We start from the raw sequence: 23,372 nt of genomic DNA on the forward strand, positions 1-23,372 counted from the left end.
TACCGACGATCCCTGTGGGAGATTGCGCCGCCTTCATCGCTGGCAGGCCAGCTCCCACAGGTTTTTCGGTCGTACCGACGATCCCTGTGGGAGATTACGCCGCCTTCATCGCTGGCAGGCCAGCTCCCACAGGTTTTTCGGTCGCACCGACGATCCCTGTGGGAGATTGCGCCGTCTTCATCGCTGGCAGGCCAGCTCCCACAGGTTTTTCGGTCGTACCGACGATCCCTGTGGGAGCTGGCCTGCCAGCGATAGGGCCCGCACCAGCAACATATTCATCAAGCCAGCCACCGATCCAGATCACCCACCGAATCCAGAGTCTCCAGCCGCCACAAATGCTCCAGCAGCGCCTCAGCCTTTTCCTGCGACAACACCCGCAACGCCAGGCTGAAAAACTTCGTCTCCAGCGCTACATCACTCAGCGGATTCCCCGGTGCGCCCAAGGGCACCTCGACGCACAGACTCGCCATGCGCCCATCCACCGTGCGCAGGTGCACCCAAGGCTCACCATCCTCGGACAGTTGCGGGTCGACTTCAAGGCGAATGCGCGTCAGCCATTGGCCGATACGCGGATCACGCCGCGCCGCTTCATCGTAAGCCTCAAGCCCGCAGTGCCCATGCACCAGTCTTGCAGCGAGTGCGTAGGGCAAGCTCATTTGCGCAGCCGCCAGACTGTCGATATCGCGAGCGCCACACATGTCCCGCAGAAATCCGCACAAGCGCACTTCAACGTCCTCGACTTGCCCGGCATTCACCTGCAATTGCTTCAGCAACAGCCCCAATGCATCAATCGCCGAATGCGTCCCTCGGCAAGCCGCGTAAGGCTTGATCGAGCAGCGTGCGAGTTTCCACACCACGCCCAGATCAGCATCCAATGCTTGCGGCCGTGCTGTGGCCGACGCGAGGGTCTTGAGAAAACCGCCCCACACGTCATCAAACAGTTTCGCTGGCCCGCTGATACCTTCCCGGGCAAACCGCGCCGCGAGCAATCCACCCTCGGCGGCCCGGCCGCTGTGCAGCTTTTTACTTTGCGAATCGTCATGAATGAACGCCCACAGGCCACCACTGAAACTGCCGGCGATGCCCAGTGCCGATACGGTTTGCGGTGCATCCAGACCGAAGATCCGCGCACAGGCTGCCGCTGCGCCAAACACGCCGCAAGTGGCGGTCGAGTGCCAGCCCGCGCCGTTATGCGCCGAGTAGCCGCCGCAAGCCTCCAGTACCCGACGGCCGACTTCGTAGCCGATCACCAGCGCAGTTAGCAGTTCACGGCCGCTGACCGGTTTGTCGACCAACGCGACTGCCGCCATCAGCGCCGGCAACACCACCGCGCCGGAGTGATCGCAGCCGCCGGTATCGTCCAGCTCCAGCGCATGGGCCGCGATGCCATTGAGCAACGCCGCCTGCCCGGCGCCGACGCGATTTGAAGTGCCCCAGACCAGCGCGGTGCCCGGTTCGCCCACCAAAACACGCCGCGCCTGAATGGCCACCGCGCTATCAGCACCGGCCAATGCCGCGCCGAAGGTATCGAGAATGTGCCGTTTGGCCTGTTCAACCAACGCTGGCGGCAATTGTTCGAACCGCGTCTCGACGCAGAACCCGGCCAGACGCTGCATCTGCCCCTGATCGGTCATTCTGGATAATCCCGATAATGCCGCTCGTACACCGACGCCGGATGATCCGCGCCAATCTGTTTCCCCGATTGCGTCCACCACTGCGCCACATCGGCACCCGTGGCGATCCACACGTCATCATGCTGTTGAATGCCTTGCAGCAATTCACGCAAGACACCGATTCGCCCGGGTGTGGCGATGACTTCCGGGTGCAGGCGCAGCACGTAGCACAAGCCGAAACGATGGAACCCGGCGAAGTCCATTTGCAGATTGCCCAGAGTGTGGCTGTATGAGGCGATTCGCGATTGCGCCGGTGGTACGGCAGGGCTGAGGTTAAAGGCGAAGTACGGCTCGTCCTCCAGTTCATAGTGCAGCGGCAGTTCGATCACCTCGGGTGCGGTCGGATGGGCAAACGGCAAGTCATCGCCGCGCCATGACGATGACCATTGCAGGCTTTGATCGCGCAGCGCCTCGATAAACCCCGGCGCGCCATTGCCGGCAGGAATGCGAAAACCGCTCGGGCGCTGACCGGTTAGCGCTTGCAGCGCTGCGCAACCTTTGCCGACGTCAGCGCTTTGTGCGGCCAGATCCAGTTGGTCGTAATCCTGATGACGATATCCGGCGCAGGCAATTTCATGCCCGCCAGCCTGAATCGCGGCAATGTGCTGCGGGTTTTCCTCGGCAACGATGCCGGGGACGAACCAACTGCTGCGCACGCCGAGTTCTGCGAACAAACCGAGCAACCGCTCGACGCCGCGTTGCGTGCCGTAGCGCCACACCGACAAGGATTTATCACGCCCGGCAACTTCCGGAGCCTGAGTGAGAATGCCGTGGACGTCGTTGTAATCGACCGTCAGCACCACCGCGCAGCGCTTGCCGCTGGGCCAGAGAGAGGAATCAGCCATGGTGATGCTCCTTCAGCCACCAGTGGGCGACATCGCGGCAGGTGGCAAACCACACGTCATCGCGCTGACGCATGTGTTCGAACAGTTGCTCCAGCAACAGGATGCGCCCCGGTTTGCCGGTGATTTTCGGGTGGAACAGAGTAGTCAGGCACAGGCCTTCGTCCATCGCGCCGTCGTATTCGCGTTTCCAGTTGTCGAGGGTCAAGTCGTAGCTGGCGGTGCGGTCGAGGCCGGACGGAAAATTCGGTGCGCGGGTGTAGGCGAGGGAGGCGTAATCGTCCATTTCCCAACGACCGGGAATCTCCACCAGCGGTGTGCTGTGGCCGGGAACACTGACCAGATACGGGCGATCATCGCCGCGCATGCTGCTGGAATAAATGACGCCGTTGTCGGCAAGCATCGCCGGAGTCTCCGCGCGCCAATCACCGGACGGGGTGCGAAAACCTTCAGCGCGGATGTGCAGGTGTTGCCAGAAGATCGCTTTGGATTTCTCCATCACGGCTTGCTGCTGTTCCAGGGGCAGGACGTAGAAAGATTCGTGCTTGTAACCGTGATAGGCCACTTCATGGCCACGCTCGACGATTGCCTGGCACTGCTTCGGCCAGTTTTCCACGACCCACGCCGGGACGAAAAAAGTGGTGGGAATGTTGAATGCATCTAGCAGGTCAAGGATTCGCGGCAAGGCACGGTATGGACCGTAACCGCCGAAACCGAAGTATTCGGGCTTGTGCCAGATCGAGCCGTTGAGCATCGCATCGCCGGTCGGGCCATCGAGGTCGAAGGCCAGGGCGAGGCAGGCTTTGTGCTGGTCGGGCCAGACAGGCTTGGTTGAGTCGAGCATCAGTTGCTCCATTCATTCGAATGCGGTTCCTGTGGGAGCGTGGCTTGCCCGCGATGAGGCCGGCACGTCCAGCATTGATATCGCCTGACACGCCGCCATCGCGGGCAAGCCACGCTCCCACAGGTTTCAAGTGTTCAGCTCTTGCCTTACTTGCCGGCGTTGATCGTCACTTCCTTGATCGCGCCCAACTCCAGATCCCATTTCTTCAGAATCGCGCCATAGCTGCCGTCATCAACCATGCTTTGCAGCGCAACCTTCACCGCTTCGCTCAGCTCAGGCTTTTTCTTGCTGACGCCCAGACCGCTGAACTGCACCGAAATCGGCTGGCCGACAGTCTTGTACATGTCCTTTTCCTGGGTCTTCAGATACGACAGGGTTTCGCTGCCCTGCATCGCCGCATCGATACGGCTCTGACGCAGTTGCGCACGGGCGTCTGCCGAGCCTTCGGTGCCGATCACGCTGATCGCAGGCTTGCCCGCCGCTTCACAATTGGCCTTGCTCCACGCCGCGATCTCGGTCGGGAACGTGGTGCGGCGGCTGGTGCCGACCTTCTTGCCGCACAGATCGATGATCTCGTTGGTCGTGGCATTTTTCTGCAAGGTGTAGAACTGTGGGCCACTGGTGAAGTAGTCAACGAAGGTCACGCTGGCCTGACGCTCGGCGGTGTCGGTCATGCCCGACAGCACCAGATCCACGCGGTCGGTGGTCAGGGCGTTGATCATTTGCTCGAAGCCGGTTTCCTGCCATTTGATCTTCACGCCCAGACGTTCGGCGAGGGCGTTGCCGAGGTCGTAATCCAGACCGGTCAGGGTGTTGGTGGCCGGGTCCTTGAAATCCATCGGCGGATAATTCGGCATGATCGCGACGACGATTTCACCTTTGGCCTTGATGCTGGCCGGCAATTCGGCGGCGAAGCTCACGCTGGAAGCCATCAGGCCTGCAAGTACTGCTGGAATTACGAAGTTCTTCATGGTCGTTCTCTTATGAGTGTTTTGGCGTCAACCGACGCTTAGGTTCGAACGGCAGAAATGAAGCTTTGGGTGCGCGGGTTTTGTGGACTTATTAGAATTTCTTCGGGGCTCCCAGCCTCCACGATCTGGCCGCCGTCCATGAACACCATGCGGTTGGAAACCTCACGGGCGAAGCCCAGTTCATGGGTGACGACGATCATGGTCATGCCGGTCTGCGCCAGATCGCGCATCACCGACAGCACCTCACCGACCAGTTCCGGGTCGAGTGCCGAAGTGGGTTCATCGAACAGCATCAGCTTGGGTCGCATCGCCAGGGCGCGGGCGATAGCCACCCGTTGTTGCTGTCCGCCGGACAGTTCAATCGGATAGCTGTTGCACTTGTCGGCGAGGCCGACGCGGGCGAGTAATTCCAGCGCTTCTTCGTGCGCCTCTTTGGGCGAACGCTTGAGTACCTGGCACGGGCCTTCGATGATGTTTTGCAGCACGGTCATGTGCGGGAACAGATTGAAACGCTGGAACACCATGCCGGTGGCCAGACGCTGACGAGCGATCTGCGCTTCGTTGAGTTCGTGCAGCTTGTGTCCGACGATGCGATAGCCAACCAGTTCGCCGTCGACCCAGAGGCCGCCCTTGTCGATCTTTTCCAACTGATTGACGCAACGCAGCAGGGTACTTTTGCCCGAGCCGGACGGACCGATGATGCACAGCACTTCGCCTTGTTCGACCTCGATATTGATGTCCTTGAGGGCGTGGTACTGGTCGTAGTATTTGTTCAGGGCGACAGCCTTGACGATGTTTCTCATGTTCGATTCTCCTGCGCGGCTTACGAGCGCTTGCCGGCGCCGCGAGCGAAACGACGCTCCAGACGGCTTTGACCAAAGGACAGGACAGTGACGGTGGCCAGGTACCAGATACCGGCGACGATCAGCAGCTCCATGACTCGGGCGTTGGCGTAGTAAATGTTCTGGGCGTTGTAGAGCAGTTCCGAATACTGGATCACGCTCGCCAGCGAGGTCATTTTGACCATGCCGATGAATTCGTTGCCGACCGGCGGAATGATGATGCGCATGGCCTGCGGCAGGATGATCCGGCGCAGCGCTTGCAGGCGCGGCATGCCAATCGACTTGGCCGCTTCGTATTGGCCGGTGTCCACCGACAACAGGCCGGCGCGCACCACTTCGGCGGTGTACGCACCTTGATTGATGCTCAAACCGAGCAGGGCCGCGACGAACGGGGTCATCAGGCTCACGGTGTCTAGTTCAAACACCCCGGGAATGCCGATGGTGGGAAAAATCAGCGCCAGGTTGAACCACAGCAGCAGTTGCAGAATCAGTGGCGTGCCGCGAAACAGCCAGGTGTAGGTCAGTGCGACGTAGCGCAGGATCGGGTTGGCCGACATGCGCATGATCGCCGTGATCACCCCGAACACCACCCCGAGCGCCATCGCCAGCACCGCCATGATGATGGTGTTGAACAGGCCCCACATGATTGCCTGAGAGGTGAGGAACTGGCCGATGTACGACCATTCGATCTTGCCTTCGGCAAAGGCACGCACCAGACCGAAAATGGCGATCACGATGATTGTGGCGAAAAAAATCCGCCCGTAATAACGCCGGGGAACGTGTTGGTACTGGGTGATATCGAACTGGTTTTCCGCCAGTTTGCGCTCCGCCTGGAGTCGTTCTGCCTGGGTCTGGCTCATGGTGTTTCTCCGTACGCTGTTCTTGCAAATCCAACTAGACCTTTCTATAGGAAAGAGCCTGCTCGCGATTGCGGTCGCCATTCAGACATCAATGTTGTCTGACCTGGCGCTATCGCGAGCAGGCTCACTCCTACAAAGGCAACCTCAGAGGCGGAAGCCTTGATAGTTTTCGGTCCACTGTTGCTGGGCGGCGAGGGCAGTTTTCAGCCGGCCGATCTGCTCACGCACTTGTTGTGGCGCGGTGCCGCCCCAGCCGCTGCGGGCGGCGATGGCGGCTTCAAGGGTCAGGCTGTCACGCACATCGGCGGTCAGGCGCGGATCGATCTCGGCCAGCAGCGCCGGCGAGGCATCCCACAATTCGATGCCGTGTTTCTCGCAGGCCTGCACCAGTGCGCCGGTGATTTCGTGGGCTTCCTTGAACGGTACGCCGCGCATCGCCAGCCAGTCGGCAACCTCGGTGGCGAGGGTGAAGCCCAACGGTGCCTGGCGCCGCAGTTCTTCAACGTTGACGGTCATGGTCGCGACCATTCCGGCCATGGCCGGCAGCACCAGCAGCAAGGTGTCGACGCTGTCGAGCACGCCGTGCTTGTCTTCGCTCAAGTCGCGGTTGTACGACAGCGGCAGTGATTTGAGCGTCGACAGCAGGCCGGTCAGGTTGCCGATCAGACGGCCAGCCTTGCCACGGGCGAGTTCGGCGATGTCGGGGTTTTTCTTCTGCGGCATGATCGAGCTGCCAGTGGCGTAGGCGTCATCCAGATCGACCCAGCGGAACTGACGTGACGACCACAGACAAAACTCTTCGGCCAGACGCGAGATGTTGATCCCGAGCATGCTGGCGATAAACAGGAATTCGGCAACGTGGTCGCGGCTCGCCACGGCGTCGATGGAGTTCTCGCAAACCCCGACGTAACCCATTTCCTTGGCCGATTGCTGCGGTTGGCGAGCAATCGCAGAACCAGCCATGGCCGCTGCGCCCAGCGGTGAAAGCGAAGTGCGCGCGTCCCAATCCACCAGCCGTTGCACGTCACGCAGCATCGATTGCGCGTGGGCCAGCAAATGGTGGGCGAAGACGATCGGCTGCGCCTGCTGCAAGTGGGTGAAACCCGGGCAGATGCTTTGCACATGCTGCTCGGCCTGTTCCACCAGCGCCTGTTGCAGGGCCAGAACTTGCACCGCGAGGGTACGCACATGATCACGCAGAAACAGGCGCAGGTCGTTGGCGGTCTGATCATTGCGCGAACGGCCGGCGCGCAGCTTGCCGCCCAACGCACCGAGACGCTCGGTCAGCAGGCGCTCGATGAAGGTGTGAACGTCTTCGTCATCGAGCGTCGGGGCAATGCGCCCGGCGCTGAAATCGGCACCGATGGTGTCCAGCGCTTCGAGCATGGTGCGGGTTTCCTGCGCATCCAGCAGGCCGGCACGTTGCAGTTCTCCTGCGTGGGCCTTGGAGCCGGCGAGGTCATACGGGGTCAGGCGGAAATAGCGCTCGGGGCAACGGGACAGAGCCGCCAGGGCTGCGGAAGGGCCGCTCTTGAAACGGGCGCCCCAGAGACGGTCGGTGGTTTGCGACATTTGTTGTTTTCCTCGTCGGTAACGCGAACTGAAATCGATGTGCATGGCCCTGGAAACCGGCTGAACAATCAGCGGACGGATTCAGGCCAAAGCAGTTTTCAAAAGGGCAGTTGCAAAAGGGCGAGAGCTGATCGAAGTGTCAGCTTTTAATGTTTCGAGATCAGCGAGTTGGCACTGATGTTCGGGATATTTTGGCGGTTGCCAAGCCTGGTTTTCTGTGGTCATTATTATTAGCCGGCGATGTTTTTGTTGTTGGGTACAGATTGTTGAACAGTGCGCCAGAGGTAAATAAGCATTATGGAAACCCCACTTTCCAATTCCGGAAACCCGCCACCGAAAACGGCTCACCGAGCACCGCTGACCTTGAGCGGACTGGACTTCAAACTGCTCAAGGTGTTCAAGGCTGTGGTTGAGGCGGGCGGCTTCAGTGCTGCGCAGAATGAGCTGAACGTGGGACTGGCAGCCATCAGCAAACAGATTTCCGACCTGGAAATCCGCATCGGCATGCGCTTGTGTACCCGGGGGCGGGAAGGGTTTCATCTGACCGAAGAGGGGCGTCTGGTGTATCAGGCGTCGATCGATTTATTTACCTCGGTCGATAACTTTCGTGATCGGCTTAGTTCGGCGCAGAACGAACTTGTCGGTGACCTTGGAGTGGGCGTGATCGATAACACGATCAGCGATCCTAATTCACCGTTAGTTGCAGCGCTTAAACGATTGAATGAACAGTCACCGAAGGTACGATTTCAACTTCAGGCGGCGCAGCTGGATGAAGTTGAGCGAGGCGTGGTGGAGGGGCGGTTAGTTGCCGGGATTGTTCCGGTTTATCAGCGTCGTGAAGAGTTTGATTATTACCCGTTGTATGAGGAACGCTCGCAGGTTTACTGCGCGGTCGGTCATCCGCTGTTCGACATGTCCGAGGCGCAAATGAGCGGCGATGTGTTGCAGGATTACGAGTGCATCAATCACCGCTATGCGATCCATCGGGACAAGCTGAATTACGCTCGCTACGACAGCTTTTCAGCCTCCGCAACGCAAGTCGAAGCCGTGGCTTTGTTGATCAGGACCGGGCGTTTCGTGGGTTTTCTGCCTGAGCATTATGCTGCCGCAATGGCGGCAGCGGGGCAGTTGCGGGCGGTGTTGCCGGAGCGAATCAACATCGTCACGCCGTTCAATCTGATCCTGCGCCACAACACTGTGCGCAGCCCGCTGGTCAAGGCATTCGCCCAGGCGTTGGGTGTGGATTTGAAGGCGTTGACATGAGGTTTCATATGCAGCGTGGTATTGCCGTGCTTGGTCGAAAAACCCTGTAGGAGCTGCCGAAGGCTGCGATCTTTTGATTTTAAAAAATCAGATCAAGAGATCGCAGCGTGCCGCAGCTCCTACATGGGTTTGAGGTGTAGCAGAACGTAGTCGTTTTTGTCGAAACTGCCGGTAACTACTGGTTTTAGTGTTTCCAGCGGAGTGCCTTTAAGTGCCTGGAAGTCCTTGTTATCCATCATTAACCACAATGGGCCTTTGAGGGCTTCAAGGTCCTGGATCGTTTCGCTGAACTGCGGCTGTAAATCCTGCTCGATGTTGACCATGAACTTGATCGCCTTGGCGTCTTTGCCCATGCCGTGCAACACCAGCGGTGCAGGGTCTTTCTGCACTTGAACGAACGCTTCGCGGCTAAACGTCTGCGTGTCGTAGAGACGCCGTTCAACAGGCTCGAATACCAACACATACGCTGACCACAACGCCAACACCGAGCACAGGGCCAAGACTTCGGCACGCCACTTGGGAAGCAGCAAGCGCGACAAGGCCAGCAATTGCAGCACGCCCAATACGATCAACACCGGCAGGATGTCGGTCAGTTGTTCCGGAAAACGGCGTTTGGCGAACAGCAAAGCCGCGATCAACAACGCAGGCGTCAACAACCACACACCTTGAATCAACCCGCGTAACGCACGGAATATCCGCCCATGAGCCACTTGGAACGGGTACGCAGCAATGATCGCCGCCATCGGCAACATCGGCAGCAGATAACGTGCTTTTTTTGCCTGCGGAATCGATAACCCGATCATCACGATCAATCCCGCCGCCGCGCAGTACTGCACCAGTTGCAAAGCAGAGCCACGCTGATGAGGCCGGCTCAACCATGCAGCCGCCAGCGCGACTATCGCCAACGGATAAGCCAGCGCGTAGTTGCCCATGGAGCTGGTGAAGTAATACAGCGAACCACTGACGCCCTCGCTGCCGTCCATGCGCCCCATGAACTGCATGCGGATCACGTCTTGCAGGAACACCGGACCGCCACTGACTTGCGCCGCCCACAACAGCAGGCCGACACACGCCACCAGCATTACCGAGGCCAGCGCGCCGAACACCAGCAGACGCGCCCACTGCCAGTTGAGCAGGTAATAACTGCACAGCATGCCGGTCGGCACGACGAGGCCAATAGGGCCGCGAATACCGAAACCGAGCAACAGCAACACGAAAATCAGCGGCAACCGCCGACTGGCACCGAAGTGATCGTGTGCGTAGCCAAGGTAGAACACCGTGAACGCCACAGCGGCGAGCATCAAGTCCTGAGACACCGCACGCACTTCGGTGACGAAGGTCGCAGTGAGCAACAGCATGGCAATGCTGATCAAAGCCCAGCGTTGTGAGTACGGCGCCAGCAGGCGGTACATCAGCGTCACGATCAACGCGCCGGCGATTGCGCTGGGCAGCCACGCCGTCAGGCTGTTGACCGTGCCGAGCGGCAACGAAAACAGCCAGACGAACACCGTCGAGAGTGCCGAATAGTCGGCGTACGGTTGCCCGTAAGTGGTAGGAAACACTGTCGGTCCATGACGCAGCATTTCCTGGGCAAACAGTACAAAGCGTGAATCGAAACCTATGGGTGCCTGCCCGTAAACCCCGGCAATGAACAACAACAGCGCCAGCAGCCCTGCGATCAGGGACTGCCGGCGAATGGCAGGCGACAACGTGATCAAGCGACTTCCGTCGTGTTAGGCCATTGTTGCAACGGGATCGGCAGTTTGCGCGAATCACCACGGCCAATCGGGAAGTACTTGAAGCCGTTGCGCGCCAGACGATCGGCGTCGTACAGGTTGCGGCCGTCGAAGATCACTGGCGCTTTCAGGCGTTGCTGGATCAGGTCGAAATCCGGCGCCTTGAACTGTTGCCATTCGGTGCAGATGATCAACGCGTCGGAGCCTGACAACACCGATTCCGGCGTGCCCATCAGCATCAGTTTGCTTTCGTCCGGGTACAGATGCTGGGTTTCCTGCATGGCTTCCGGGTCGAATGCGCGAACGCTGGCACCGGCCGCCCACAATGCTTCAAGCAGCACGCGGCTTGGCGCATCGCGCATGTCGTCGGTGTTCGGTTTGAACGCCAGGCCCCACAAAGCGAAGGTCTTGCCGCGCAGATCGCCCTTGTAGAACGCGTTGATGCGCTCGAACAGTTTGTGCTTCTGACGCTGGTTGATCGCTTCGACCGCTTGCAGCAGATCGCTCGAGCAATGCGCCTCTTCGGCGCTGTGGATCAAGGCGCGCATGTCTTTGGGGAAGCACGAGCCGCCGTAACCGCAGCCCGGGTAGATGAAGTGGTAACCGATGCGCGTGTCGGCACCGATGCCCTGACGTACGGATTCGATGTCCGCGCCCAGGTGTTCGGCCAGTTCGGCGATCTGGTTGATGAAGCTGATTTTGGTCGCCAGCATGCAGTTGGCGGCGTATTTGGTCAGCTCGGCGCTGCGCAGGTCCATGAACATGATGCGGTCATGGTTGCGGTTGAATGGCGAGTACAAGTCGCGCATCACGTCCTGCACTTCATCACCTTCGCAACCGATGACGATGCGGTCCGGGCGGCGACAGTCGGAAACCGCCGAGCCTTCCTTGAGGAATTCCGGGTTGGAGACGATATCGAACTGCAACGATCGACCAGCCTTGTCCAGCGCAGCCTGGATGTGTGCGCGCAAAGTGTCGCCGGTACCGACCGGGACGGTGGATTTTTCCACCAGAATCAGCGGCTGTTCGCGATTGCGTGCGACCGCATCGCCGACCGACAGCACGTATTTCAAGTCGGCAGAGCCGTCTTCACTCGAAGGTGTACCCACCGCGATGAACGCTACGCGACCGTGTTGGACGGCAAGCTTTTCATCGGTGGTGAAGTGCAGGCGCTTGGAGTCCAGGCCTTCACGCACCAGGCTCGACAGACCCGGTTCGAAGATGCTGACGTGACCTTGGGTGAGCAAGTCGACCTTCTTCTGATCGATATCCATGCAGACCACATCGTGGCCGACTTCAGCCAGAACCGCTGCTTGCACCAGACCGACGTAACCGCTTCCAAATACTGTGATTTTCATGGAGCACTCCTGAAATCGGGCGCACGTGCCGGACGAGTGTTAATAGTGATGACCCCGAGCATGACCAGTGCCACGCCAAGGGATTTTGAATAACTGAAAGATTCGTTGAACAGCGGCAGACTGGCCGCCAGCAGATACACCAGCGCATAGCTGATGCTCAGCAGTGAATAAGCCCGGCCCAGCGGCAAGTCGCGCAATGCGGCGAGCCAGCAGAGCATCGACAGCGCGTAAGCCAGAATGGCCGCCAGCACCACCGCCAGCGCGGACAGATCAACGCTGCCGGCGCTCAGCGCCGACAACCACTGTTCCGGTTGCGGCAGGCGCGTCATGCTCCAGCGCATGCCCAGTTGGGCGCCGCTGACCAGCAGCACGCTGCCCAGGGCAAAGCTGATGCCTCGTGTCTGATTCATGACTGTTGCCCCAGCAGAACCACGCCGCCAATCACCAGTGCCACACCGATCCAGTGCTGGCGATCGATTGCCTCGTGAAAGACGAAGCGGGCAATCAGCGTGATCAGCACGAAGTTGAGGCTGAGCATCGGATAGGCGATACCGACTTCAAGGCGTTGCAGCACCAACAGCCAGACCAACAGGCCCGAACCCAGCGCGAGCAAGGCCAGCCACAGCCAGGGCGAACGCAGTTTGTCGGCCCAGGACGAGTCGACACCGCGCCAGCTCTCCACAGCGAACTTTTGCGCGACCTGGCCCAGGCACGTCAGCAGGCAAGCAGTCAGTAACAACAGCCAACTCATGACGGGTCCTTGGGCAGAACCATGATCACCAGATTGCCTTGCTCGTAACGTGTGCCGTCTTTCGGTAGCAGATCGACTTCGTGCAACTCGTCGTCGCCCTTGACCCGCATCACCACGCCAACCGAACCGGTGCGGCGGGCATCGCGTACCCACTGCTGGACAGTGTCGGTGGTGATCCGTCGTTCGCTACCTTCAGGGAAGGAGAGACCGTACTTCAGTTCGCCGACGGTGTTGTACAGAGCGACATCCGGACGTTTCATGCGCCAGGCCAATGCCGACGCAGCACCAAGATCATTGCTCAGCAAGTGCGTGGTGTCGGACAGTTCCCTGGCGTGGTGCAGGATGAACTGATCAGGGGTTTTGTTCGCCACCACCGACTTGGGCAGTGCCCCGGGCAGTATTCCGATCAGCAGCAGACTGCCGAGTACCGGCGCCGCCCAGCATTGCAGCGGCAGAAATGCTTGCGCCAGGTTGGCGATGATCCAGCCGATCAGCGCAATGAACACCAGCACCATGCTGTGCAGTTCGTGGTCATACACCGGTTTTTTCAGTTGCAGATAAACCAGTGCAATCAGCAGGACCAGACCCAACAGCAGGTTAAGCACGCCGTTGATGCTCAACGCGCGGCCTTGTTCCAGACGCAAGCGATCAGCCAGTGCATGGCCCAACATCAGCGCCAAGGGCAACAGGCACGGCAGGATGTAGGTCGGCAGCTTGCCTTTGCTCAGACTGAAAAACAGCAGCGGCATCAGCAGCCAGAGCAACAGGAACGCAATCTTGGGCTGGGTGCGGGTTTGCCATGCCTGTTTGAGAGCAGTCGGCAACATGCCAACCCACGGCAGGCTGAACGCTACCAGCAACGGCAGGTAGAACCACCAAGGCGCATCGTGCTGGGCATCTTCACCGGCAAAGCGGCGAATGTGCTCGTGCCAGAAGAAGAACCGCCAGTAGTCCGGTTCCTGCGAGTGCACCGCCAGTACCCATGGCAGGCTGATGAGAATTGCCACGGCAATCGCCACCGGCCCGTAGATCAGCAGTTCTCGCCAGCGTTTTTGCCAGAGCATCCACGGCAAGGCGATCAGTACCGGCAGCAGCCAGGCGAGAAACCCCTTGGTCATGAAGCCCATGCCGCAGGCCAGACCCAGCACGCCCCAACCGGCCATGCGTTGACCGCTGGTGCGGCTATCGACGGCAAACCACAGCGCAACCAGACTGAGATTGACCCAGAAAGTGAACTGCGGATCGAGGTTGGCGTAACCGGCCTGACCGGCAACCACCGTGAAACTCATGTAGAGCAGGGCGCAGATGAAGCTTTTACGCGGCTCGTTCCACATACGGCGGGCGATCAGGAAGCACAACAACCCGCTCAACAGGGTGCTCAGCGCTGACGCAAAGCGCACGCCGAACAGGTTCTGGCCGAACAATTCCTGGCCGATGGCGATCATCCAATAACCGGCAATCGGCTTTTCGAAGTAACGCAGGCCCATGAAATGCGGGGACACCCAGTTGCCGCTCAGCAGCATATCCTGGCTGATTTGTGCATAACGGGTTTCGTCGGGAATCCACAAGCCATGAGTGCCGAGTGGCAGCAAATAGGCGAGCAGAAAGAAACCCAACAGCAGCGGTAACGCCCAGCGTTTACTCATGCGCCTTGCACTCCCAGCCAGCCTTCACGGCCTTCGAGAGCACCGCGTTGAACGCGGCCAACGGGCAAGGTATTGAAAAACTCGGGCAGCAAATCACCCAAAGGTTTGAAGTCGATGTTGCGCTGGCGTGCATCGGCCAGCAGTCGGCGAAAATCGTCAGCCATCAGAATCCCTTCTACTTCGGCATGAATCGTGTAGACGTTGAGTTGTTCCGGACGGAACCGGTCGAGGATGAACGCGTTGAAGTCCTTGGCGGCCACGGTCGGGCCGACGACTTCGTCGAAGGTCGGCAAGTCCACCGGGATTTGCGGCGTCCCCGGCGTCCCGTCAGCCAGCAGCGGACGGAACAGGCTTTGCCCACGGCAATCGCTGTTATAGCTGAAGCCGAAGGCTTGCTTGGCCTCGATCACGCGCTCGTCCGCACGCCAACCGGCGGCAGCGGAGCAAACAACCTTTTCCCCGAGAATATCGCTGAGCGTGTCGACGCCCTGACGGATCTGCTCGATCAGTTGCTTGTCGCTCCAGGTTCCGGCGTTGGCCTGCCAGCCATGGTGATCCCAGGCGTGCAGTCCGACCTCATGACCGGCATCCCGGGCCTGACGCATCAGGTGCCCGAGATCACGGCCAATCGGTTTGCCCGGCCAGGCAGTGCCGGCCAGCAGAATGTCCCAGCCATACAGGCCGGCAGCGTTGGAACGCAGCATCTTCCAGAGAAATTGCGGGCGGATCAGGCGCCACAGATGCCGGCCCATGTTGTCTGGGCCGACACTGAAGAAGAACGTTGCCTTGACCTGCGCTTCGTCGAGGATTTCCAGCAACCGGGGCACCCCCTCACGGGTGCCTCGATAGGTGTCGACATCGATACGAAGGCCTGCCTGCATTACTTCTTGTCCGCGATTTCGAGCATGGCTTCGCGCAGGAAGAAGTCCAGCGTGTTGCCAATGGTCTCGCGCATTTCAACGGTCGGCTCCCAGTTCAGCAGGCGCTTGGCGTTGGCGATGCTTGGCTTGCGGTGTTCCACGTCCTGGTAACCGGCACCGTAGAACGCCTTGCTTTCCACGTCGCGGAAACCGGCGAACGGAGGGAAGTTGGCGCGCAGCGGGTGAGCTTCGAACTGACGCAGCAGTTCTTCGCCCAACTGACGAATGCTGGCTTCGTTGTCCGGGTTGCCGATATTGATGATCTGGCCGTTGCAGACGTCGTTATCGTTGTCGATGATTCGTGCCAGCGCTTCTACGCCGTCAGCGATGTCGGTGAAGCAACGTTTCTGCTCACCACCGTCGAACAGACGGATCGGCGTACCTTCCACCAGGTTCAGGATCAGTTGGGTGATGGCGCGGGAGCTGCCGATACGTGCCGAGTCCAGACGGTCCAGACGCGGGCCCATCCAGTTGAATGGACGGAACAGGGTGAAGTTCAGGCCTTTGGCGCCGTAAGCCCAGATCACGCGGTCCAGCAGTTGCTTGGAGACCGAGTAGATCCAGCGCTGCTTGTTGATCGGGCCAACGATCAGGTTCGAGCTGTCTTCGTCGAAGTTCTTGTCCTGGCACATGCCATAGACTTCGGAGGTCGACGGGAAGATCACGCGCTTGTTGTACTTGACGCAGTAGCGAACCAGTTTCAGGTTCTCTTCGAAGTCGAGTTCGAATACGCGTAGCGGGTTGCGGGTGTACTCGATCGGGGTGGCGATGGCCACCAGCGGCAGAACCACGTCGCACTTCTTGATGTGGTACTCGATCCACTCGGAGTGAATGCTGATGTCGCCTTCAACGAAGTGGAAGTTCGGGTGGCTGCGCAGACGGTCGATGGCGTCGGAACCGATGTCCAGGCCATAGACTTCGTAGCGGTCGTCACGCAACAGGCGCTCGGACAAGTGGTTGCCGATGAAGCCGTTGACGCCAAGGATCAGCACGCGAGTGCGACGCGGGGCACGACCGGATTCAGCGCCACGCAGCAGCGAACCGTCAACCAGACCCAGTTCGTTGGCCAGTTGCGGGCCGCTCAGGTACAGACCGTTGTCGTTGCGTTGACCGGCGTTGATCACCAGCGAGTCTTGACCGCAGGCAATGCGCAGCGGATCGACGCTGATCACGCGGCCCGGAGCCTGACCGTCGTTGCCCTTGGCGACTTCGGCGCTCCAGACGATCAACTTGTGCTCGCCCACGGCGCAAAAAGCGCCCGGGTATGGACGGGTCACGGCGCGAACCAGGTTGAACAGCTCTTCTGCGGGTTTTGCCCAGACCAGTTTGCCGTCCGCCGGGGTGCGACGACCGAATACTGTGGCCTTGGATTCGTCTTGCGGGGTTTCAGTGATCTTGCCTTGCAGCATGTTTGGCAGGGTGTCACGCAGCAGGTCGCTGGCGGCAGTGCGCAGTTTGGCGTGCAGGGTCAGACCGGTGTCGCTGCGTTCAATGGCCACGCGTTGCTGGGCAACGATGGCGCCAGCATCAGCACGCTTGACCATGCGGTGCAGGGTGACGCCGGTTTCGGTTTCGCCGTTGACCAGCACCCAGTTGGCCGGTGCGCGGCCACGGTAGCGCGGCAGCAGCGAACCGTGCAGGTTGAACGCGCCTTTTTTGGCCAGGGCCAGCAGCGGTTCGCTCAGCAGGTTGCGGTAGTAGAACGAGAAAATGTACTCAGGGTCGAGTTTGGCGATGCGCTCGATCCACAGTGGGTGGTTGGCGTCTTCCGGTGCGTGAACCGGGATGCCTTTGTTGGCACACAATTGCGCAACCGAGGCGTAGAAGGCGTTTTCCTTCGGGTCGTCGGCGTGAGTGAACACTGCTGCAATGTCATAGCCGCTGTTAAGCAGGGCTTCAATGCCGGCGCAGCCAATATCGTGGTAAGCGAAGACAACAGTTTTTGCACTCATGAGAGAACCTGATCGGAAGAAGTGGAAGTAGTAGAAAGACCATCAACGGTGACGGCAGGTGCCGGGGTGGCCGGCTGTCTGCGCAACACCTTTTCAATGAAGAAGCGTGGACGGGCGCGCACATCGCTGTACATGCGCCCCAGGTATTCACCCAGAAGGCCCATGCCGATGAATTGTCCGCCGGTGAACACGAACAGGATGGCGAACAACACGAACAAACCGTCGCCCGCCCAGCCAGCGCCCAGCGTCAGGCGCAGAACGACCAGCACAAAGGCGAACAGCACGCCGAGCCCTGCCATGATGAAACCGACGATGCTCAGCAGTCGCAGTGGGGTGGTGGTCATGCAGGTGATCAAGTCGAACATCAGATTGATCAGACGCATCGGGCTGTATTTCGAGTCGCCGTGTTCACGCTCGGCGTGGGCCACAACGATTTCGGTGGTGTGACGGGCAAAGCTGTTGGCCAGAATCGGGATGAACGTGCTGCGTTCGCGGCAGGCGAGCATCGCGTCGATGATCGTGCGGCGATAAGCGCGCAGCATGCAGCCGTAGTCGCTCATGGCGACGCCGGTGGAGCGTTGCACGGCAAGGTTGATCAGTTTCGACGGGTAACGGCGCAGGGCCGAGTCCTGACGGTTGCCGCGCACGGTGCCGACGACGTCGTAACCTTTTTCAGCTTCAGCAACCAGGCGCGGGATTTCTTCCGGCGGGTTCTGCAGGTCGGCATCGAGGGTGATCACCACATCGCCTTTGCACTGCTCGAAACCGGCCATGATCGCAGCGTGCTGGCCATAGTTGCGGTTGAGGATGACTGCCACGAACGGACTGTTTTCGCGCCCGGCGGCTTCTTCAAGCATGTTCGCCGACTCATCGCGGCTGCCATCGTCGACCAGGACAATTTCGAAGTCATGGTTCAGTTTCTGGCAAGCCGCTTCAGTGCGGCGCAGCAGTTCCGGCAGGCTTTCCTGTTCGTTGTAGACCGGGATAACGATCGACACGCTACGGATTGGATAAGGTTTCACAGGCGTTTTTCCATAAGGTGTTCAATGGCACCGACGACGCGGTCAAGGTCTTGACCGGTCATGTCGGGAAACAGCGGAATCGAGCACAACCGCGCCGAGTTCCATTCGGTGTTGGGCAAGTACAAATCAGGGTCACGCTGGCGATACCAGGTGTGCAGGTGGGTGGCGATGAAGTGGATGCCGGTACCGATGCCCTGGTCCTGCAAACCTTTCATGAAGGTTTCGCGATCCATGCCGCAGCGCTCGCTGTCGATGCGCAGGATGAACAGGTGCCAGGCGTGCTGCTGCGGGTAATCCGGGATTGCCAGCGGCTGAACCGGCAGACCTTCCAGTCGCTGCCGGTAGGCATTGGCCAGTTCGGTGCGGCGGGCGTTGATGTCGTCCAGACGCTGCAGTTGTACCAGCGCGATGGCGGCGTTGATGTCGCTCAGGTTGTATTTGAAACCCGGCTCGATCACTTGCGCCTGCGGCTTGCGGCCACCGGTCAGGCGATCGTAGGCATCGACGCCCAGACCGTGGAACTTGAGCATGCGCACGCGGCTGGCGAGGGCTTCGTCGTCAGTGACGAACATCGCGCCTTCGGCACAGGTCATGTTCTTGATCGCATGGAACGAGAAGATCGCCGTGCCTTGGGAGCCAACGTGGCGGCCCTTGTAACGGGTGCCGGCGGCGTGAGCGGCGTCTTCGATGACGGTGATGCCATGCTTGTCGGCCAGTGCATACAAAGGATCGAGATCGAACGCGGCGCCGGCGTAATGCACCGGGATGATCGCTTTGGTGCGCGGAGTGATCGCGGCCTCGATGCGTGCGGCATCGGTCATCAGGGTGTCGCGGTCGACGTCGACAAATACCGGCGTCGCCCCGAGCAGGGAAATCATGTTGGCGGTGGACACCCAGGTCTGCGACGGCGTGATGACTTCATCACCCGGGCCGATACCCAGCGCCAGCAATGTTATGTGCATGCCACCGGTGGCCGACGACAACGCCACGGCATGACGACAACCGACGTACTGCGCGAACTGTTCTTCGAGCGCCTGGTTCTTTGGCCCGGTGGTGATCCAGCCGGAGCGAAGTACTTGCTCGACGGCGGCTATTTCTTCATCACCAATGCTTGGGCGGGAAAAGGGGAGAAACGCCTGACTCATGGATACCTCATGGAAAAAAATACGGACGGATCAACCAAAGCGTTGGTTTCAACCTTAGCGTAGACGCAAAAAAATCCTTTGCATCAATAACTTGCTAGAAAATCAGGTGTCGGGGTGTGGTTGACTTTTCAGGCGCTGCGCGGCAGGTTGGGTGCTGCCGATGCTTGATCTATCGAACTTAAGGTTATGCTCGATTTTGTGAAAGGAACATGAAAAACCGGTCGGCGAATCGTTTATCTGATGCCTATACAGCGACTGTTCAGGCTTCTACCGTTTATCAACGCTTTTTAGTGGAAAAGTCCTACAGCGTTGTTCTGTTTATATTAAGTACATTGCATTTATAAGTTGTTGTGTTGAACAGTTTTTAATCAAGGCCCTAGGTTTGATCGATTTGAGTGCTGCACCTTCCGTAACCCCGAAAACCAACCCGATGACCGTGTATCTGGCGCGTTTGGCACCTTCAAGCCAATTGACAATGCGCTATGTCCTGCAAGATGCCGCCGACCGTTTGGGCTTCGAAGACATGAATGTCGAGGAAATCCCCTGGCACGCTTTGCAGCCGGAGGACGTTGTCGCGTTAGTTGCGGCGTTGCGTGAAGATAACTACGCGCCTAACACCTCTTCGCTGTATGTCAACGCGGTGCGTGGCGTGATGAACGAAGCATGGCGCATGAGCCTGATCACTCAGGAGCATCTGTTGAAGATGCGTACGGTGAAAGGCATTGCCGGCACGCGGTTGTCGCAGGGACGCAATCTCAAGCGCACGCTGATTCACGAACTGATGGAAGTCTGCGCCGCCGACCCGCGCCCGCAAGGCCTGCGCGACGCGGCAATCATCGCGTTGCTGTACGGCACCGGCATGCGTAAATCGGAATCAGTGGATCTGGACCTGAATCAGGTCGATTTCAGTGAGCGCAGCCTGTGCGTCATCGGCAAAGGCAACAAGCAACTGATCAAGTACGCCCCGGCGTGGGCGTTTGCCAAGCTTGATGCATGGCTCGAGTTGCGCCGTTCACAGCTCAAGGAAGGCGAGAGCGATGACATTTTTCTGTTCAATCGCATTCGTCGCGGTAGCCACATCACCCGCGAGCGCATCACCAAGCATGCGATTTACTACATTGCCCGTCAGCGCGGCACACAGGTTGGCGTGAAGATCATGCCCCACGATTTTCGTCGCTCGTTCATTACCCGGGTGATTGAGGAACATGACCTGTCGATTGCGCAAAAACTCGCCCATCACAGCAATATCCAGACGACCGCCGCTTACGATGTGCGTGACGACAACGAGCGGCGGCGGGCGGTGGATCGCTTCGATCTCTGATCAGGGAAGGGCGAACACGTGGGCAGCGCCGAGAATCGACAGCTGCACCGCACTCCCGGCGGGCGGAGCGTGCATGCCGGTGCTGCGCACCAGAAATGAACGGCGCGCAGCGTGATCAGCCTGTGAGTGCAGTTCGACGGTCAAGGTGCAGGTGTTGCCGGCAAAGTCGCGCTCCGTGACCACGGCGTGGCAGCCGCGACCTTCGGTGGATGCATCGGTCACCTGGAGCTGTTCGGGTCGCAGCATGATCTGCGCCTGACCTTTGAAACCGTTGCTGTTTACCGGGACGGCTCCCAAGTCGCAATTGGCCCAACCGGCTTCGATCTGCGCGGGCATCACCACGGCTTCGCCGAGAAAATGCGCGGTTTGCTCATCCTCCGGATAGCGGTAGAGATCCATTGGATGCCCCGACTGCACCAGACGCCCGGCGCGCATCACCGCCAACTGATCGGCAAATGACAAGGCTTCGCCCTGATCGTGGGTCACCAGAATCGTGGTGACGCCAGCGTTCTCCAGCAGCCGCGCAACCATTTTGCGCATGGCACTGCGCAGGCCGGTGTCGAGGGCGGAGAACGGCTCATCGAGCAGCATCAGACGGGGTTGTTGCGCCAAGGCCCGGGCGAGGGCGACTCGTTGTTGCTGGCCGCCAGACAACTCATGAGGCCAGCGCCCGGCCATGTTCGCGTCCAGAGACACGCTGTCCATCAATTGCAGGATGCGTTCGGTTCTGTTTGATCCGCTATCCGCCAGCCCGAAGCCGATATTGGCCGCCACGGTCATGTGCGGGAACAGCGCGCCGTCCTGCGGGACATAGCCGATCTGGCGCTGATACGCCGGCACTGCATGGGTGGCATCAACCAATGTCTGGCCATTCAGCGTCAGGCTCCCGCTATCGGGAAATTCAAAACCGGCGATCATCCTCAGCAACGTGGTTTTGCCGGAGCCTGACGGGCCGACAATCACCGTGCGGCTGCCGGTGGGGACGGACAGGCAAATGTTGTCCAGCGCCTTTTGCGTGCCGAAGGATTTGCTCAGAGATATCAGTTCAAGTGCGTTCATCGGCCAGCAGTACGCCTGGATTGGTGATAGAGAATGGCCGTCAACGGCAGCGAAAGCAGAACCATCAGCAGCGCGTAAGGCGCCGCAGCGGCGTAGTCGATTTCGCTGGTCATGGCCCAGAAACCGGTGGCCAGTGTGCGCGTGCCGTTGGGCGCGAGCAGCAGGGTGGCAGTCAACTCGTTGGTGATCGCCAGAAACACCAGTGCCGCGCCGGCTGCGGCGCCGGGTGCAGCCAATCGCAAAGTGATCAGCCACAAGGCGCGAAGCGGCGAGCGACCGAGGCTTTGTGCGATGTTTTCCAGCTCGACCGGCGCCTGCGCAAAACCGGCGCGCAGGCTGACCAGTGCGCGTGGCAAAAACATCAGCAGATAGGCCAGCAGCACGGTGATGGTGGTCTGGTAAATCGGGCGGGCGTAGTGAATGGTCACCGTCACCAGCGCCAGCGCCACAACAATCCCCGGCAACGAGCTGGTGATGTAGTTGCAGCCCTCAAGCAAGCGCTGCAATTTGCCCGGCGCACGAATCGACAGCCAGGCAATCGGAATCGCCGCCAGAGTGGTCAACACCGCGCCGGCCACGCCGAACGACAAGGTCTGCAACAACGCCGGTAACAGTTCGCCGCCTTGCCAGACCTCGACGCCACCAGCAATCAGCCAGCGACCGAGCGTCAGTAACGGCACGCCGAGCGCCAGCAGGCAGGTAAAGATTTGCAAGCCAAGCCCGAACATCATTGCCCCGCGTTTCAGGCGTACGGTGCGTTGCTCGCGGGCACTGCCGGAGCCGACGCGCGCGTAACGCGCCTTACCTCGGGCAGCGGATTCCGCCGTAAGCATCGCCAGGCAGCACAACGCCAGAACACCCGCGAGCATGTTCGCAGCCGGGCCGTTGAAGGTCGATTTGAACTGATCAAAGATCGCCGTAGTGAAGGTGTCGAAGCGAATCATCGCGTAGAGGCCGTATTCGGCCAGCAGATGCAGGCCTACCAACAGCGCACCGCCACAAATCGCCAGCCGCAGTTGCGGCAGCACCACGCGGAAGAACACCGCCCATGGACGCAGGCCCAAAGACTCGGCGACGTCCTCAATGGCCGGATCGAGTCGACGCAGGGTGGCGGCAACCGGCAGATAAAGAAACGGAAAATAAGCGATCACCGACACCAGCACACCCGCCGGCAATCCATGGATCGAAGGAATCAGGCTGACCCATGCGTAACTGTGGACGAACGCCGGCACCGCCAACGGCGCCACGGCCAGCAATGACCACAGACGTCGTCCGGGCAGATTGCTGCGTTCGGTGAGCCACGCCAGCGCCGTGCCGAACAGGATGCACAAGGGCAGGGTGATCACTACCAGCAACACGGTGTTGATCAGCAGTTCAGCCACTCGCGGACGAAACACCATGGCTTCAATAGTCGGCCAACCGGTGTACCACGACACGCCGAGCACAAAGCCGATCGGCAGCAATGACAGCAATGAAACCACAACGGCGAGCACGACCACCCAGGAACCCCCGCGACCAGTGAGGGCGCGGGTCTTGAGTGAGTGGCTGGCGGAGGAAGCCGCAGCGACCTCCGCCGGTAGCGTTTCAGGCATCAT

General features: G+C 59.8%; 20 protein-coding genes. 2 read left to right on the top strand and 18 right to left on the bottom strand.

The window, feature by feature from the left end:
* Positions 1-278: 278 nt before the first annotated feature.
* The 7 genes from ACIOZM_RS00115 to argH form a co-directional block, all read right to left on the bottom strand.
* Positions 279-1,634, bottom strand: a complete 1,356-nt coding sequence (locus ACIOZM_RS00115; RefSeq protein ID WP_401207965.1) for an MmgE/PrpD family protein — start codon at positions 1,632-1,634, stop codon at positions 279-281.
* Complete coding sequence (locus tag ACIOZM_RS00120) at positions 1,631-2,518, bottom strand: polysaccharide deacetylase (protein ID WP_401207967.1); 888 nt, start codon at positions 2,516-2,518, stop codon at positions 1,631-1,633. The genes ACIOZM_RS00115 and ACIOZM_RS00120 overlap by 4 nt, the downstream gene beginning before the upstream one ends.
* Positions 2,511-3,359: a polysaccharide deacetylase gene (locus ACIOZM_RS00125; protein ID WP_401207969.1), complete on the bottom strand. Its 849-nt coding sequence runs from the start codon at positions 3,357-3,359 to the stop codon at positions 2,511-2,513. Before ACIOZM_RS00125 ends, ACIOZM_RS00120 begins: the two co-directional genes overlap by 8 nt.
* A gap of 146 nt (positions 3,360-3,505) precedes the next feature.
* Positions 3,506-4,330, bottom strand: a complete 825-nt coding sequence (locus ACIOZM_RS00130) for an ABC transporter substrate-binding protein (RefSeq protein ID WP_401207971.1) — start codon at positions 4,328-4,330, stop codon at positions 3,506-3,508.
* Positions 4,331-4,368: 38 nt separating this feature from the next.
* Complete coding sequence (locus ACIOZM_RS00135; RefSeq protein WP_401207974.1) at positions 4,369-5,133, bottom strand: amino acid ABC transporter ATP-binding protein; 765 nt, start codon at positions 5,131-5,133, stop codon at positions 4,369-4,371.
* 20 nt (positions 5,134-5,153) lie between these two features.
* Positions 5,154-6,032: an amino acid ABC transporter permease gene (locus ACIOZM_RS00140; protein WP_401207977.1), complete on the bottom strand. Its 879-nt coding sequence runs from the start codon at positions 6,030-6,032 to the stop codon at positions 5,154-5,156.
* Between the two features lie 144 nt (positions 6,033-6,176).
* Positions 6,177-7,604, bottom strand: a complete 1,428-nt coding sequence (gene argH / locus ACIOZM_RS00145) for an argininosuccinate lyase (RefSeq protein WP_401207979.1) — start codon at positions 7,602-7,604, stop codon at positions 6,177-6,179.
* 297 nt (positions 7,605-7,901) lie between these two features.
* Here argH and ACIOZM_RS00150 point away from each other — a divergent pair, with 297 nt between their 5' ends.
* Entirely contained in the window at positions 7,902-8,867 is a 966-nt protein-coding gene (locus tag ACIOZM_RS00150) for a LysR family transcriptional regulator (RefSeq protein ID WP_401207981.1), read from the top strand.
* A gap of 119 nt (positions 8,868-8,986) precedes the next feature.
* Here ACIOZM_RS00150 and ACIOZM_RS00155 read toward each other — a convergent pair whose 3' ends face one another.
* The 9 genes from ACIOZM_RS00155 to arnB are packed head-to-tail and all read right to left on the bottom strand — an operon-like array spanning position 8,987 to position 19,397.
* Positions 8,987-10,585 (bottom strand): ArnT family glycosyltransferase, encoded by a 1,599-nt coding sequence (locus ACIOZM_RS00155; RefSeq protein WP_401207984.1) that lies wholly within the window; start codon positions 10,583-10,585, stop codon positions 8,987-8,989.
* Complete coding sequence (locus ACIOZM_RS00160; RefSeq protein WP_401207986.1) at positions 10,582-11,961, bottom strand: UDP-glucose dehydrogenase family protein; 1,380 nt, start codon at positions 11,959-11,961, stop codon at positions 10,582-10,584. The genes ACIOZM_RS00155 and ACIOZM_RS00160 overlap by 4 nt, the downstream gene beginning before the upstream one ends.
* Positions 11,958-12,371, bottom strand: a complete 414-nt coding sequence (arnF, locus tag ACIOZM_RS00165) for a 4-amino-4-deoxy-L-arabinose-phosphoundecaprenol flippase subunit ArnF (RefSeq protein ID WP_401207989.1) — start codon at positions 12,369-12,371, stop codon at positions 11,958-11,960. Before arnF ends, ACIOZM_RS00160 begins: the two co-directional genes overlap by 4 nt.
* Entirely contained in the window at positions 12,368-12,712 is a 345-nt protein-coding gene (gene arnE / locus ACIOZM_RS00170; protein ID WP_401207991.1) for a 4-amino-4-deoxy-L-arabinose-phosphoundecaprenol flippase subunit ArnE, read from the bottom strand. The genes arnF and arnE overlap by 4 nt, the downstream gene beginning before the upstream one ends.
* Positions 12,709-14,358: a lipid IV(A) 4-amino-4-deoxy-L-arabinosyltransferase gene (gene arnT, locus ACIOZM_RS00175; RefSeq protein WP_401207993.1), complete on the bottom strand. Its 1,650-nt coding sequence runs from the start codon at positions 14,356-14,358 to the stop codon at positions 12,709-12,711. Before arnT ends, arnE begins: the two co-directional genes overlap by 4 nt.
* A complete protein-coding gene (arnD, locus tag ACIOZM_RS00180; RefSeq protein ID WP_401207995.1) occupies positions 14,355-15,239 on the bottom strand; it encodes a 4-deoxy-4-formamido-L-arabinose-phosphoundecaprenol deformylase in 885 nt (294 codons plus the stop codon). The genes arnT and arnD overlap by 4 nt, the downstream gene beginning before the upstream one ends.
* Positions 15,239-17,230 carry a bifunctional UDP-4-amino-4-deoxy-L-arabinose formyltransferase/UDP-glucuronic acid oxidase ArnA gene (gene arnA / locus ACIOZM_RS00185; RefSeq protein ID WP_401207997.1) on the bottom strand — a complete coding sequence of 664 codons (1,992 nt, stop codon included), beginning with the start codon at positions 17,228-17,230 and terminating at the stop codon, positions 15,239-15,241. Before arnA ends, arnD begins: the two co-directional genes overlap by 1 nt.
* Positions 17,227-18,252: an undecaprenyl-phosphate 4-deoxy-4-formamido-L-arabinose transferase gene (gene arnC / locus ACIOZM_RS00190; RefSeq protein ID WP_401208000.1), complete on the bottom strand. Its 1,026-nt coding sequence runs from the start codon at positions 18,250-18,252 to the stop codon at positions 17,227-17,229. The genes arnA and arnC overlap by 4 nt, the downstream gene beginning before the upstream one ends.
* Complete coding sequence (arnB, locus tag ACIOZM_RS00195; protein WP_401208003.1) at positions 18,249-19,397, bottom strand: UDP-4-amino-4-deoxy-L-arabinose aminotransferase; 1,149 nt, start codon at positions 19,395-19,397, stop codon at positions 18,249-18,251. Before arnB ends, arnC begins: the two co-directional genes overlap by 4 nt.
* A 430-nt stretch (positions 19,398-19,827) precedes the next feature.
* Here arnB and xerC point away from each other — a divergent pair, with 430 nt between their 5' ends.
* Positions 19,828-20,718, top strand: coding sequence for a tyrosine recombinase XerC (xerC, locus tag ACIOZM_RS00200; RefSeq protein WP_401208611.1), 891 nt, complete (start codon positions 19,828-19,830; stop codon positions 20,716-20,718).
* Here xerC and ACIOZM_RS00205 read toward each other — a convergent pair whose 3' ends face one another.
* On the bottom strand, positions 20,719-21,777 hold the full coding sequence (locus ACIOZM_RS00205; RefSeq protein WP_401208006.1) for an ABC transporter ATP-binding protein: 1,059 nt from the start codon (positions 21,775-21,777) through the stop codon (positions 20,719-20,721).
* Positions 21,774-23,369 carry an ABC transporter permease gene (locus ACIOZM_RS00210; RefSeq protein WP_401208614.1) on the bottom strand — a complete coding sequence of 532 codons (1,596 nt, stop codon included), beginning with the start codon at positions 23,367-23,369 and terminating at the stop codon, positions 21,774-21,776. The genes ACIOZM_RS00205 and ACIOZM_RS00210 overlap by 4 nt, the downstream gene beginning before the upstream one ends.
* Positions 23,370-23,372 lie beyond the last annotated feature (3 nt).

Source organism: Pseudomonas sp. NPDC087346 (assembly GCF_044744235.1).
Classification (GTDB): domain Bacteria; phylum Pseudomonadota; class Gammaproteobacteria; order Pseudomonadales; family Pseudomonadaceae; genus Aquipseudomonas.

Bases quoted from the DNA above. Each gene is read 5' to 3' on its own strand.
- ACIOZM_RS00115 (WP_401207965.1), bottom strand. From the start codon at position 1,634: ATGACCGATCAGGGGCAGATGCAGCGTCTGGCCGGGTTCTGCGTCGAG.
- ACIOZM_RS00120 (WP_401207967.1), bottom strand. From the start codon at position 2,518: ATGGCTGATTCCTCTCTCTGGCCCAGCGGCAAGCGCTGCGCGGTGGTG.
- ACIOZM_RS00125 (WP_401207969.1), bottom strand. From the start codon at position 3,359: ATGCTCGACTCAACCAAGCCTGTCTGGCCCGACCAGCACAAAGCCTGC.
- ACIOZM_RS00130 (WP_401207971.1), bottom strand. From the start codon at position 4,330: ATGAAGAACTTCGTAATTCCAGCAGTACTTGCAGGCCTGATGGCTTCC.
- ACIOZM_RS00135 (WP_401207974.1), bottom strand. From the start codon at position 5,133: ATGAGAAACATCGTCAAGGCTGTCGCCCTGAACAAATACTACGACCAG.
- ACIOZM_RS00140 (WP_401207977.1), bottom strand. From the start codon at position 6,032: ATGAGCCAGACCCAGGCAGAACGACTCCAGGCGGAGCGCAAACTGGCG.
- argH (WP_401207979.1), bottom strand. From the start codon at position 7,604: ATGTCGCAAACCACCGACCGTCTCTGGGGCGCCCGTTTCAAGAGCGGC.
- ACIOZM_RS00150 (WP_401207981.1), top strand. From the start codon at position 7,902: ATGGAAACCCCACTTTCCAATTCCGGAAACCCGCCACCGAAAACGGCT.
- ACIOZM_RS00160 (WP_401207986.1), bottom strand. From the start codon at position 11,961: ATGAAAATCACAGTATTTGGAAGCGGTTACGTCGGTCTGGTGCAAGCA.
- arnF (WP_401207989.1), bottom strand. From the start codon at position 12,371: ATGAATCAGACACGAGGCATCAGCTTTGCCCTGGGCAGCGTGCTGCTG.
- arnE (WP_401207991.1), bottom strand. From the start codon at position 12,712: ATGAGTTGGCTGTTGTTACTGACTGCTTGCCTGCTGACGTGCCTGGGC.
- arnT (WP_401207993.1), bottom strand. From the start codon at position 14,358: ATGAGTAAACGCTGGGCGTTACCGCTGCTGTTGGGTTTCTTTCTGCTC.
- arnD (WP_401207995.1), bottom strand. From the start codon at position 15,239: ATGCAGGCAGGCCTTCGTATCGATGTCGACACCTATCGAGGCACCCGT.
- arnA (WP_401207997.1), bottom strand. From the start codon at position 17,230: ATGAGTGCAAAAACTGTTGTCTTCGCTTACCACGATATTGGCTGCGCC.
- arnB (WP_401208003.1), bottom strand. From the start codon at position 19,397: ATGAGTCAGGCGTTTCTCCCCTTTTCCCGCCCAAGCATTGGTGATGAA.
- xerC (WP_401208611.1), top strand. From the start codon at position 19,828: ATGACCGTGTATCTGGCGCGTTTGGCACCTTCAAGCCAATTGACAATG.
- ACIOZM_RS00205 (WP_401208006.1), bottom strand. From the start codon at position 21,777: ATGAACGCACTTGAACTGATATCTCTGAGCAAATCCTTCGGCACGCAA.
- ACIOZM_RS00210 (WP_401208614.1), bottom strand. From the start codon at position 23,369: ATGCCTGAAACGCTACCGGCGGAGGTCGCTGCGGCTTCCTCCGCCAGC.